Annotated in this window: 11 protein-coding genes and 2 tRNA genes; 5 read left to right on the forward strand and 8 right to left on the reverse strand. The window is 23.4% G+C overall.

The features are described from left to right. Positions 1-79: 79 nt before the first annotated feature. The 4 genes from ilvD to GJT87_RS00955 all read right to left on the reverse strand — a co-directional run bounded on the left by ilvD (position 80) and on the right by GJT87_RS00955 (position 5074). A complete protein-coding gene (ilvD, locus tag GJT87_RS00940) occupies positions 80-1936 on the reverse strand; it encodes a dihydroxy-acid dehydratase (RefSeq protein WP_168895558.1) in 1857 nt (618 codons plus the stop codon). Between the two features lie 970 nt (positions 1937-2906). Beyond that, entirely contained in the window at positions 2907-3137 is a 231-nt protein-coding gene (gene ilvM, locus GJT87_RS00945) for an acetolactate synthase 2 small subunit (protein ID WP_168895559.1), read from the reverse strand. After that, the gene (gene ilvG / locus GJT87_RS00950; protein ID WP_168895560.1) at positions 3138-4802 is read right to left on the reverse strand and encodes an acetolactate synthase 2 catalytic subunit; all 1665 of its coding nucleotides are present in this window, start codon (positions 4800-4802) and stop codon (positions 3138-3140) included. It lies immediately after the preceding gene. A 199-nt stretch (positions 4803-5001) separates the two neighbouring features. Continuing rightward, positions 5002-5074 (reverse strand) — tRNA-Trp (locus GJT87_RS00955). Positions 5075-5251: 177 nt separating this feature from the next. Between GJT87_RS00955 and GJT87_RS00960 the strand changes: the two genes are divergently transcribed. Genes GJT87_RS00960 through tpiA form a run of 3 tightly spaced genes read left to right on the forward strand, consistent with a single transcriptional unit; the run spans position 5252 to position 8458 of the window. After that, positions 5252-6829 carry a hypothetical protein gene (locus tag GJT87_RS00960; RefSeq protein WP_168895561.1) on the forward strand — a complete coding sequence of 526 codons (1578 nt, stop codon included), beginning with the start codon at positions 5252-5254 and terminating at the stop codon, positions 6827-6829. Between the two features lie 45 nt (positions 6830-6874). After that, on the forward strand, positions 6875-7630 hold the full coding sequence (locus GJT87_RS00965; protein WP_168895562.1) for an FAD-binding oxidoreductase: 756 nt from the start codon (positions 6875-6877) through the stop codon (positions 7628-7630). A gap of 42 nt (positions 7631-7672) precedes the next feature. Continuing rightward, positions 7673-8458, forward strand: a complete 786-nt coding sequence (gene tpiA, locus GJT87_RS00970) for a triose-phosphate isomerase (protein ID WP_168895563.1) — start codon at positions 7673-7675, stop codon at positions 8456-8458. Here tpiA and lysS read toward each other — a convergent pair. The 4 genes from lysS to GJT87_RS00990 all read right to left on the reverse strand — a co-directional run bounded on the left by lysS (position 8435) and on the right by GJT87_RS00990 (position 12782). Then, a complete protein-coding gene (gene lysS / locus GJT87_RS00975; RefSeq protein WP_168895564.1) occupies positions 8435-9940 on the reverse strand; it encodes a lysine--tRNA ligase in 1506 nt (501 codons plus the stop codon). The two genes, tpiA and lysS, sit on opposite strands and share 24 nt — an antisense overlap. 21 nt (positions 9941-9961) lie before the next feature. Further along, a complete protein-coding gene (prfB, locus tag GJT87_RS00980; protein ID WP_168895565.1) occupies positions 9962-11065 on the reverse strand; it encodes a peptide chain release factor 2 in 1104 nt (367 codons plus the stop codon). Positions 11066-11219: 154 nt separating this feature from the next. Further along, positions 11220-11292: transfer RNA gene (locus GJT87_RS00985), tRNA-Ile, on the reverse strand. A 50-nt stretch (positions 11293-11342) separates the two neighbouring features. Then, positions 11343-12782 carry a trypsin-like peptidase domain-containing protein gene (locus GJT87_RS00990; RefSeq protein WP_168895566.1) on the reverse strand — a complete coding sequence of 480 codons (1440 nt, stop codon included), beginning with the start codon at positions 12780-12782 and terminating at the stop codon, positions 11343-11345. 164 nt (positions 12783-12946) lie between these two features. On the opposite strand from GJT87_RS00990, the gene rpiA reads away from it, so the two are divergent. Then, positions 12947-13642: a ribose-5-phosphate isomerase RpiA gene (gene rpiA, locus GJT87_RS00995; RefSeq protein WP_168895567.1), complete on the forward strand. Its 696-nt coding sequence runs from the start codon at positions 12947-12949 to the stop codon at positions 13640-13642. 58 nt (positions 13643-13700) lie between these two features. Then, positions 13701-14531, forward strand: coding sequence for a diaminopimelate epimerase (dapF, locus tag GJT87_RS01000; protein WP_211080594.1), 831 nt, complete (start codon positions 13701-13703; stop codon positions 14529-14531). Positions 14532-14551 lie beyond the last annotated feature (20 nt).

The raw sequence follows: 14551 nt of genomic DNA on the forward strand, positions 1-14551 counted from the left end.
TCTTTGTTTATTAAACATTATATAAATCAAAAATTTTTTATCAATAATGTTTTTATATAAAAACATTATCTAGCATATATTATTTATAGTACTTAAATGTATTAAGATCCCTAATAGCACCTTTATCTGCACTTGTTACGAAAGCAGCATAAGTTTGCAATGCAATAGAAATATTTCTTTTACGTTTTTTCGGGGTATAAGCTTTTATACCTCTATTTTTTTCTTTGTGTATTCTTTGAGTAATAACATCGTGAGATATTTTAAGATTAATAGTACGTTGCGGTATATTAATTTCTATTATATCATTATTTTCGATTAGAGCTATTAAACCATGATTTGCCGCTTCTGGAGATATATGTCCGATAGATAATCCTGATGAACCACCAGAAAAACGACCATCAGTAATTAATGCACAGTTTGTATCTAATCTCATAGTTTTTAGATATGATGTAGGATATAACATTTCCTGCATTCCTGGACCTCCTTTAGGTCCTTCATATCTAATAACTACTACATCACCAGGAATAATATGTTTATTTAAAATAGCTTTTACCGCATCTTCTTGACTTTCATATACTTTAGCTTTACCAGTAAAAATCATTAACTTGTTAGGGACACTAGCTGTTTTCACTACACAGCCATGTTTTGCAATATTACCATATAATACCGCTAAACCACCATCTTTACTAAAAGCAGAATCATAAGATCTAATACAACCAATTTTTCTATTTGTATCTAAATTATGAAAAAATTTGTTTTGTGAAAATGGTTGTATAGTTTTTATATTACCTGGCGCAGAAGAAAAAAAGTTTTTAATATCTTTATTATGTGTGATAGTAATATCATATTTCATTATTGTGTCATATAAAGTTACATTCATAATATTTTTTACAGTAGCATCTATTAAACCTATTTTATATAGTTCATTTAATAAACTTATAACACCGCCAGCTCTATGAAAATCTTCCATATAATATTTTTTTGTACTAGGTGATAACATACATAACCAAGGTACTTTTCTAGATAACATATCTATTTCTGATAAATTTAAAGATATTTTAGCTTCATGTGCTAATGCTAACATATGTAAAATAGTATTAGTAGAACCACCCATAGCAATATCCATTGTGATGGCATTAATAAAAGCTGATTTATTAGCAATATTACGAGGCAAAACATCAATATTATCTTCTTGATAATATTGATGTGTAATATTAACTATGGTTTTGCCTGCTAGCATACATAAGTTTTTGCGGTTTATATGTGTTGCTAATAGTGTACCATTACCTGGCAGTGCCAAACCTAGTGCTTCCGTAAGACAATTCATAGAATTTGCTGTAAACATTCCTGAACAAGAACCACATGTAGGACATGCATTATCTTCAATATTTTTTATGCTAGATTTAGAAAATTTTGTGCTACCTCCATATATCATGGCATCAACTAAATCAATTCTTTGTTCCTGGGAATTTATATATATTTTACCTGCTTCCATAGGACCCCCAGAAATAAAAACTGTAGGTATATTTAAACGCAAAGAAGCCATTAACATTCCAGGAGTAATTTTATCACAATTAGTAATACAAATCATGGCATCTACACAATGTGCATTAATAACATATTCTATAGAATCTGCAATAAGTTCTCTAGATGGTAAAGAATACAACATACCACTATGACCCATAGCTATACCATCATCAATAGCTATTGTATTAAATTCTTTTGCAATAGCACCATTTAAAGTAATTTCTTTAGAAATTATTTTAGCTATATCTTTTAAATGTATGTGTCCAGGTACAAATTGGGAAAATGAATTAACTATGGCAATAATAGGTTTATTAAAATCATCATTACGCATACCAGTAGCTTTCCATAATGCTCGAGCTCCAGACATATTACGTCCTTGTGTTGTTGTTGATGAACGATAAATGGGCATGATAATCTCGTTTTATAAGTAAAAAAGTATATATTAATATGTTTTAATTAATTTTAGTAAGTTTTAATATTTCTTGCTAATATATAAAAATAAATTTTTTTGTATTTTGTTTTTATATATATTATTTTACCTCTACTAATAATTACTATATTAGTAATTTTATGTATAAAATATTTATTATTATGATAAATATTTCATTTATTTAATAGTTCTTATACAACATAATTTTCATAAATAAAAATTGAAAACATACTGTAAGTGCAAAATACTATAATAAGTTATCATCCTAAAAAACAGTATATAAAACTAATACAATATGTTTTTTAATCATGAACATATTTTTGTTAATGCTTTAAAAAATAACATCTAAAATGATTTCATATATTTTTTTATAATCACTATATTCATGATACATGTCCCTACATATATACCAATTATAAAAATCATTTCTAATATTTTATATTATCATCATTATATGATTGCTATTATGTTTTATACCATTACTAAATTATCATATTATTTTTAATAATAATATTACTATAAAAACATACTAATCATGATATGATTAAAATAATCTTTAGTATTTACAATATTGATTCTTATTTTATTTATATGAAATAGAATTTTGATATATATTGCTGTTAAATAATATATTTTTATAAATTCATACGTAATATTAATGTGTTTACTAACAAAAAATTATGTAAAATAATAATGCATTTTTATATTATAAAAAACATATTTAATATAATTTGCATGATGTTAAACAATAAATATTTTATAAAGGATTATAACATAATCTCGGACTATGTAAAATAACAACACTATAATTAACTATGTATATTATAATATTCATTATAGATTATTTATATCGAATCATATCATTGTATAACTAAATTAAATTTGTTTTTTTTTATAAAAATTAAAATATTTGCTTATGTCATATTAAAAGATAAAAATGATATTTAGATTATTGGATCATGATATTTTTTACATCTATTAGTTTAGAAATTTGTTGTACTAATAAATGTATAGATTTATAGCTCTTAACTATAATATAAAAGATAATATTATTATCTTTTTTTATTGTATTCATATTTATAGAACATAATAAATATCCTCTATGACGTATAATCCGTATAATACGTTCAGTAATTTCAGGAATAATATTGGTGATTATATATAATTGATATTTTTTCATTTAATCATTCTCTATCATATTATCATTACTTTGTCCAGGTGGTACTAAAGGCCAAACATTGTCATTTTCATTGATTTTTACATGTAATATATAAGTATTTTTCACTGAAAACATTTTTTTTAATCCTAAATATATTTCAGATATTTTTTTAATACTTGAACCTAATATGTCAAAAGCACTAGCTAATTGTAAAAAATTAGGATTATCATTTAATATAGTCTCACTATATCTTTGGTTAAAAAATATTTGCTGCCATTGACGAACCATACCTAATCTTTGATTATCTAATAATACAATTTTAATAGGTAACTTTTTTCTTTTAATAGTATTTAGTTCTTGTATATTCATCATAAAAGAACCATCACCAGAAATACAAATTACTGTATGTTTAGGATAAGCTATTTGTGCACCAATAGCTGCAGGTAAACCAAAACCCATAGTTCCTAAACCACTAGAAGTAATAAATTTTCTTGGATGTTGAATATTAATATGTTGCGCAGCCCACATTTGATGTTGACCGACATCGGTAGTAATAATAGTATTCTTAGGCATTATTTTTGATAGTTTGTTTAAAAATATAGGAGCAAAAATTTTTGTATCATTACAATTATCATTATAATTCCAAGTATATTTTTTTTTTATTATGCTTACATAATTTAACCAAGATCTGATATTTTTAGGTTTGATCAATAAAGGGATGTAATCATTTATATCACCCAACAATTTTACATGTGCTAAACAAATTTTATCAAATTCTGCAGCATCAATATCTAAATGTATGATTTTAGCTTTATTAGCAAATGTTTTAATATCACCAGTAACGCGATCATCAAATCTAGCACCTATAGCAATAAGAAGATCACATTTTTGTACTGCAATATTTGCTGCTTGATTACCATGCATTCCTAACATACCTAAATAATAAGGATCATCATATAAAACTACACCTAAACCTTTTAGTGTTACTACGGTAGGTATTTTTGTATATTGGATAAATTGTCGGAGTATGTCTACGGCATTGCTTAGACTAACCCCTCCACCTATATACAATATAGGCATATTCGCTTGATATAACATTTTATTAACTTTATGTATGTCATTATTAATATAAAATGTTTTTTTATTTTTAATTTTAGTAGTTTTATGACTATTTTGTATAGCATTTATATTTTTAAATAATTGTATATCTTTCGGTATATCTATTAAGACAGGTCCAGGACGATTAGATAAAGCAATATCAAAAGATTGAGTTAGTATAGAATATAATGTTTTTGGATCTGTAATTAAAAAACTGTGTTTTGTACATGCTAAGGACATGCCTATAATATCTATTTCTTGAAAAGCATCGGTACCAATTAATGATAATGGTACTTGACCTGTAATAGCAATAATAGGAATAGAATCCATCATAGCATCTGCAATTCCAGTAAGTAAATTAGTAGCACCAGGTCCTGAAGTAGCTATGCATACTCCTATATTTCCAGTGGCTCGTGCATATCCAATAGCTGCTATTGCTGCTCCTTGTTCATGTCTGCATAATACATGTTCTATATTAGAATGATATAATGCATCATATAATGGCATAATGGCACCACCAGGATAACCAAAAACTATTTTAATGTTATGTTGATATAATATTTGTACTATATATTCTGCTCCATTCATATTAATTTTCATACCTCAATGTATATAATTATTAATAAATTATATGTATATTCTATGCAACATTGTTTTTTAAGAATCTAGTAGGAATATTTTAAATATTTATTTATTATAATTTAATATATATTTAAAAAATTTTAAATAAAATTTATTTTTTATAGAATTAATATCAGATTTTTTATGAAAAGTATATTATTTGTTACAGGGGTGGAGGGATTTGAACCCCCAACTACCGGTTTTGGAGACCGATGCTCTACCGTTTGAACTACACCCCTATATGTATTTATAAATAAAATCTTTTTTTTACATTATATAACACATATATTTTTTTTATCAATATAGAATATACAATATGTTTGTTAGAAAAGTAAAATTTTTGGTTGACATTTATATTTAAGGTAGTACAACATAAGGATACTATATATTTAAACTATTTTCAATGATATTAAACCATGATAAGTAATACAAATAAATATGCATTTATTAGTGTTGTAAATAAATCTCATATTTTAACTCTAGTTAAAATATTGATACAATATAAGTACAAGATTATTGCTAATCTAAAAACGTATCTATTTTTAAAATCTCAAGGATATGAAGTTATTAATTTAGCTGACTATTTACAGGATAATGATCCTATATCTAATTTAAACTTATTAGTAAATAATAAGCTTTATAATGGGATTACTAGCAATAGAAGTATACAAGACATCACATTATTCAAACAACACAATATTTATTTGATTGATTTAGTAGTTATTAATATACATGATTTTTATATTTATGATAATAATCAAGTCATTAATATTGAACGTTCAATTTATAATATTGATAATATTACATTATATTTATTGTTATCAGCAGCAAAAAACTATAAGTATGTTACGTCCATAATCGATCATATTGACTATGATTTTATTATTAGTGAATTGCAATCTAATTGTTTTATTTCTTTAAATACAAAAATACAACTAGCAAATAAAACTTTACATTATGTTTATTTATATATAAAAAAATTAGCTACCTTTTTTAACACGAATCATGATTTTTTATTATATGAGAATGCAAATACAGACAACCGAAAATACAATATTAATAAATTATCTTTACAACAAAAAGATAATATACAGTTTGAATCAATAGACTACCATCAAAAACAATTTCTAAATAACATAGAAGAATATTTACAACAAAGCAATTTACAGCAAATACAAGGGAAAGAATTAACATATATTGATTACATTGCTGTTAAAATTATATTAGATTATTTCAATATTTTTATTCAACCAACATGTATGATTTTCCAGAAGACAAAATTATGTTCTGTAGCATCGCATGTAATTTTAGTACAAGCTTATATCAATGCTTATTGTGCAAATAACGTTTTGATACAAAATGACATGATAATTGGTTTAAATCAACCATTAGATGTTGATACAGTAACACATATAGTCCAACATGCACATATTAAAATAATTTTAGTTCCTAATATTACACATAAAGCTCAACAAATTTTATCAAAGAAAAATATTATTGTATTAATATATAAATTAGATAAGAATTACAAAAAGTTCAATATACAGTATATTAATCAAGAGTATTTTATTAATAAATCTAATGATTACATTTTCCAGCAAAAAAACATTAATATTGTTAGTTTGCGTAAACCCACACAACAAGAAATGAAAGATATGTTTTTTTGCTGGAAAATTCTTAAATATATTAAAAGTAATAGTATTATTTGTAGTAAAAATAATATTACCTTGGGAATTGGAAATAGTAAAACTAATTTACTGCATTCTATTAAAATAGCTATTAAAAATGCAAAGATAAATGGATTTAATATAAAGAATTCATGTATAGCTTCTGAAGTTTTTATTACTACAGAACAATGTATACATTATATAGCTAAATATGGTATTACATGTATTATACAACCTGGAGGTTCTATACATGATAAAATGATTATTAGTGTTGTTAACAAATATAATATATCTATGATTTTTACTAATATTCGCTATATATCATAATTTATAATATAATACTTCTTATAATATTTTATATTTGGATACTATATGACAGATTGGGTAACTGGAAAGATAAAAAAAATAAAATATTGGCCTAAAGATTTATTTAGCGTTATTATACATGCTAATATTAATATGTTTATTCCAGGACAATTTACAAAATTATCTCTCAAAATTAATAATACACAAGTACAAAGAGCATATTCATATATTAATGCTCCAGAAAATAAAAATCACGAATTTTATATTAAAAATATTATTTGTGGTAAATTAACATCATATTTAAAATCATTAAAATATGATGATAATATTATTATAGCTAAAAAAGCGTTTGGAACATTTACTATAAAAAATATTAATCCTTGTCAAAACTTATGGATGATTTCTACTGGGACAGGAATAGGTCCATATTTATCAATCTTACAAGATGGTCAATGTTTTAAAAAATTTGAAAAAATTATTTTAATATACTCTATACCAAATATGGATTATTTTAGTTATTATAATTTAGTTATGTTTTTATATAAAAAATATCATAAACAATTAATTATACAAATTGTTTTAACACAACAACATCATGTGAAAGATGAAAATATTTTATATGGACGCATACCACAATTAATTTCAAATAAAATTTTAGAAAATAAAATTAATATTAAAATACATAAAGATTCTACACATGTGATGTTATGTGGGAATCCTAATATGATAAAAGAAACACAAAATATTTTACAACATGATTATAATTTAAGAAAAAATTATATTGATTTACAAGGTCATATTACTACAGAACAATATTGGTAATATGCATTACAAAGAATTTATATAATATATGCGGTATAATATATGAAAAAATTTTTGATTATAGGTAATTGGAAATTACATGGAGATTTAAATTTTATAAGGCATAGTATACAACAATTAATTCATTATATACAAAATAAAAAACTACTATATAGYGAATTATCTATTGCAGCACCTTATACTTATCTGCATTATATATATAATAATATACCAGATAAATTATTTAGTATAAGTGCACAAAATGTTGATATACATACAATAGGTTCTTATACTGGAGAAATATCAGTATATATGTTAAAAGATATTGGTGTGAAATATGTTATTATAGGACATTCTGAACGAAGATTATTACATAACGAAAATAACGAAATTATTGCACACAAATTATCTTTAGTTAAATCTGTAGGATTAATACCAGTATTATGTATTGGAGAAACACTTAATGAAAAAAACAATAACCAAACAATTAATGTTTGTATCAATCAAATTAATACTATCATTAAAAAATATAGTATTAATTTTTTACAAAATATTATTATTGCCTATGAACCTGTTTGGGCTATTGGTTCTGGTATAGTACCTAATATATGTGAAATACAAAAAATTATTACATGTTTAAAACAATACATCCAAAAAACCAATATAGATATAGCTAATAGTATTTTATTCCAATATGGCGGATCAGTTAATTTTCATAATCTTGATCAGTTTATTTATACTAAAAATATAGATGGTTTATTAATTGGTAAAGCATCCCTAAATATCGATATTTTTATAAAAATTATTGAAAGAATTGATCAAAAATTAATTTTTATTCGTAGGTCTTAATGCAGGAAATAATATTACATCTCGAATAGATGGAGAATTAGTAAATAACATAATTAATCTGTCTATTCCTATACCTAGACCCGCAGTAGGTGGTAATCCATACTCTAATGCTTCTATGTAATCATTATCAATAACTGCACAATTATTATTGTGTTCATATATTGTTTTTTGTTTGATAAATCTTTTTTGTTGTTCTTGCGGATCATTTAATTCCGAAAAACCATTCGCAATTTCCATGCCGCACATAAAAAATTCAAATCTATCAGAAATATCATTATTTATATCATTGCTTCGTGCTAATGGTGATATTGCTACGGGATATTCTGTAACAAATGTTGGTGCAATTAATTTATGAATAACTTTTTCTTCAAAAAGTATAAATATAATTTCTCCTAAACTATAATAATCTGGTATATGTAATTGAAATTCATGCATTATTTTTTTTAATTCTAAAATGTTATTTAATATTGTTAATGTTATATTAGGGCAATATAACATTATTGCTTCTTTCATAGTTAAAATCTTAAAAGGTTTATTTAAATCAAAAACATATTTACCGTATTTTATATTTTTAGTATGAAAAATATTATAGTATGTATCTTTAAACAATTTTTCTAACAATATTATTAAATCTTTATAATCAGCATATGCTATATATAATTCCATCATAGTAAATTCAGGATTATGTTGTGTCGAAATACCTTCATTACGAAAATTTTTATTAATTTCAAAAACCTTATTAAAACCTCCAATAATTAGTCTTTTTAAATATAATTCTGGTGATATACGTAAGTACATATTTATATTGTATGTATTATGATGTGTAATAAATGGTCTAGCATTAGCACCACCAGGAATATTTTGCATCATAGGTGTTTCAACTTCGATAAAATTCATTTTATGCATGAAATTACGTATATATGCAATAATCTTAGATCTTGTAATAAAAAGTTTTTGGGAATCTTTATTTACGATTAAATCTAAATAACGTTTACGATATTTTGTTTCTTGATTATTTAATCCATGATATTTATTTGGTAATTGTCTTAATGTTTTTGTTAATAAAAAAAATTTTTGACAATAAATAGATAATACACCAGTTTTAGTTGTAAATACAGTACCTGTAACACCAATGATATCTCCTAAATCTATTTGTTCAATGCATTCTTTATATGAAATATTTAATAAACTATTTTGTGTAAAATAAATTTGCATCATATTTGATTCATCTTTTATTTGTATAAAAGTTGCTTTACCCATAATACGTAAATTAATAATACGTCCTGCTAAATGATATATTGTTGCATCTTTATCTTGTTTTTTCTTAATAAAATATTTATACAACATTTTTGATGTTATATTTATTTTAAAATCATTTGGATAAGCATTTTTTTTGTTTTTTATTTTATGTAATTTTTTTATTCTATATTGTCTAATTATATCATTATTAGACATATTATTTTTAATATGTTTATTCGTCATAAAACATAACCTTATATATATTTATAATCCTAATTTTAAACTAGCTTTGATAAATGTATCTAAATTACCATCTTCTAATACAGATTGTATATTATTTACTATAATACCTGTTCTCACATCTTTAATGCGTGAATCATCTAGTATATAAGAACGTATTTGATATCCCCAGCTAATATCTAGTTTATTTTTTTCTATTTTTTTTTGTGTTTGTTTTTGTATAAAATATTGTAATTTATATAATTTTGATTTTATTTGTTTGATAGCTTGTTGTTTATTTTGATGTTGTGATCTATTATTTTGACATTGTGTAACTATTCCAGTAGGAAGATGTGTTATGCGTACAGCTGATTCAGTACGATTTACATGTTGTCCTCCAGAACCAGATGCTCTATAAACATCAATTCGTAAATCATCCATCTTTATAAAAACATTCATATTTTGTTCTATATCAGGATATACAAAAGTGGAAACAAAAGAAGTATGTCTTCTATGAGAAGAATTAAATGGACTTTTCCTAACTAATCGATGTATCCCGTTTTCAGTTCTTAACCAACCAAAAGCATAATTACCTTTAATATGTATTGTTGCTGATTTTATGCTACTATCAAGTTCCCCAGTAGTTTCTTCTGTTATAATTGTTTTAAATTTTTTATTTTCTGCCCATTTCAAATACATTTTCATAATTATTTGCGCCCAATCTTGGGATTCTATTCCTCCAGATCCAGCTTTAATATCTATAAAACAATCTTTTTCATCATTTTTTTTATTAAATAATTTTGTAAATTCTAAATAATTTATTTGTTTTTTGAGGTTATTTAATATTTTAATTAATTCTTTAATAATAATATTATCATTAGTTTCTATAGCTAACTTTATTAATTCATCCATGTCTATTAATTCTTGCTGAATATTATTTAATAGAAATAGAATATGATCAATTTTAGATTTTTTTTTTTTTAATTTATATATTAAGGTAAAATTATTCCAATTATCAGGATTCGCTAAAGTATTATTAATATCTAATATTTGTTTTTGATATTTAGAATAATTAAAAATACTACGAATAAAATTATTTCTTTTTTGTATATCTTTCAATTTTTTTTGTATTAAATATATCTCACACACATCATTATTCCTTTATTTAATACAAAATACTATTTATGTATATAACAAATATATTTGTATATGTAAAAGATATAAAATAAAATGACTACATGTACTAAAAACAAAAGATTACATCATATAGAAAAATATCTACACTTATAAATATAATTTATAATAGCCCTTGTTGGATTTGAACCAACGACCTAACGATTATGAGTCGTTTGCTCTAACCGCTGAGCTAAAGGGCTAATAACTATAATATATAAAATAATGTTATTAATTACAACAAGATTTTTTATTAGTTGTGTAATATAACAAATAAGTCATGTATTTTGCGTAAAATATGTAAAACAATTATATTATTTTTTTTATATTTTAAAAATATTTTTTCCATATCTTTTATATTATAAATTTTATGATTATTTACTTCAAAAATAATATCATTTTTTTGTAATCCTATTTGTTTATATAGAGAATCATGTTGTATATCATTAATTTTCACACCAAAAATTTTACGATTTTTTTTCTGTATAATAATATTAATAAAATCAATCCCAGCTAAAAAATTTTGTTTGATATTATATGTTTTATTATTTTCAATATTTTGTAATGTTACTATAATATTTTTAATAAAAATACCATGTCTATTAATGCCTAATTTAATTTTCGTACCTGCTGGATAAGTACTTACTTTAGCACGTAATAACATATAATCATTAATTTTTTTATTATTAAAATGAGTAATAATATCACCAGCTTTTAAAGCTGATTTTTTGTTCCATACTTCTTGTACAAATATACCAGAAATATTTTTTTTAATATGTAACGCATTATACAAATTATTATCAAGATTAGTTGCAGAAATTCCTAAAAACCCATGTTGCATAGTGCCAAATAGATTAATTTGTTGTATAAACCTTTTTATTGTATTGCTAGGTATAGCAAAACCAACACCTAAATTACCMCCATTAGATGATGCTACAATAGCAGTATTCATACCAACTAATTCTCCATTTAAATTAATTAAAGCTCCACCAGAATTACCACGATTAATAGCAGCATCAGTTTGAATAAATTCTTCAAAACGATTAGCATTAATACCAGAACGCTCTAAAGCGGAAATAATTCCGGTTGTTACAGTATTACCTAAACCAAAAGGATTGCCAATAGCTATAACATAATCACCAACATTTACAGTATCAGAATTAGCCATCTTTATTTCTTGTAATGCAATATTAGGATTAATTTTAATTATGGTAATGTCTGATTTCATATCTTTATAAATTATTGTAGCTAAATAAGTCATGCCATTATTTAATTTTACAGTAATGGTGTTAGCATGATCAATCACATGACTATTAGTAATAATAAAACCTTTATTAGCATTGATAATAATACCAGAACCAATAGCATTAAATTTTTCTTCTACAGTATTTTCAATATTACTACACAAAGGTGTATTATAATATGATGAATTTGATTCACATAAATGTTGCTCAATAATAAAATTTTGTAATTTTTCTGGAATAGTGAAATTTTTTGTAATAATACTTCCATCTACATGTATACTTACTACAGCAGATATTGCTTTTGCTATTATAGGAGCTAAAGTAGGTTTTTGTTGTGTAGCAATTATATTATTTTTGGGAAATACTGGATTTTGAATATTAGTAGCATAACATGTAACTATATTTGTTATAAGCATAACAAATATATATAATAATTGGATTTTTCGCATAAAAATTTTTTCTCATAAAAAATTTGATATAATAAAATATTAATTTTATTTAAAATATTGTTAATATTACATATTTATTTACTATATTTTCATAGTTATACAAATTCTCGATCAAATATTGTATAATATAAATATTATATCAATGGATAATTCTTATAATAAATATGTATAGTCAATTAAAAAAAAATGCTTCTAAGTTTGCTTTAAAATATATAAATGATAATAATATTATTGGTATAGGTTCAGGCACTACTGTGCTTCATTTTATTAAAATTTTAAGTAAAATGCAAAAAAAAATTCTTGGTGTAGTTGCTGCATCTAAAACATCAATAAAAACATTAAAAAAATATAATTTTAATATATATAATATACATGATATGAATCATATTAATATATATTTTGATAGTGCTGATGAAATTAATCAAGATATGCAAATGATTAAAGGCGGTGGGGGAGCATTAACGAATGAAAAAATTATTGCAAATTTTGCTAAAATTTTTGTTTGTATAGTAGATCAATCTAAAATTGTTAATAACTTAGGTATAACACATCCTTTACCTATCGAAATCATACCTAGTTCTAAATCTTACATTACTAAAATAATATCTAATTTAGGAGCAATTGTAAAATATCGTCCATATTTTACAACAGAACATGGTAATATAATATTAGATGTTTATAACTTAAATATTTATAATCCAATTAAAACTGAAGAATATATTAATGCTATTCCTGGTGTGATTACAGTTGGTCTATTTGCAAATAGACCGGCAGATATTGTAGTGATCGGGGAAAAAAATCTATTAGTTTCTACTAAATATAATATGTGGTTTAAAAAATATTTGTTTAATTATAATTAATTATTATGTAATCTAAATTTATATAAAAATATGATTTATTCTAAATTAATATCATTATATGAATATTAAATTTTCTAAAATGCATGCATTAGGTAATGATTTTGTTATTACAAATAATATTCAACAAACATTAATATTAAATTCTAGTATTATTAAACAATTATCTAATCGGCATACTGGAATAGGTTTCGATCAGTTATTAATTGCAGAAATGCCTAATGTTGCAAATATTGATTTTAATTATCGCATTTTTAATGCAAATGGTACTGAAGTGGAACAATGTGGTAATGGCGCACGATGTTTGGCATTGTATTTAAAAAAAAAAGGTTTAATTACAAAAAATAATATTCTTGTTAGTACTAAAAACAGGGTTTTAAAAATAAAATTTTTAGATAAAAATATTATTTGTGTGAATATGGGGATACCATTATTTTTACCAAAAGAAATTCCTTATATTACTAATAAAATACAAGACAATTATAAAATAAAATTACATAATAAATATATATATTTTAATGTAGTTTCTATGGGTAATCCACATTGTGTTATCCAGGTATCGTCAATCGAGAATTATCCTGTTAAACTTATCGGTTCTTTTATTGAAAATAATAGTATTTTCCCTAATAAAGTTAATGTTAATTTCATGGAAATAGTAAATAATCAAAATATTAAGTTACGTGTTTATGAAAGAGGTGTTGGTGAAACATATTCATGTGGTTCTGGTGCTTGTGCATCTGTAGCTGTCGGAATAAAAAAAAAATTGTTATCTCATAATGTGCAAGTACATTTGATCGGTGGTTATGTTAAAGTTACATGGGATCATGTGACAAATAATGTGTTTTTATTAGGTACAGCATGCCATATTTATGATGGCAATATAAATATATAGAGTAATGTATATGTATTTAT

This window comes from Enterobacteriaceae endosymbiont of Macroplea mutica, assembly GCF_012571345.1.
GTDB lineage: Bacteria > Pseudomonadota > Gammaproteobacteria > Enterobacterales > Enterobacteriaceae.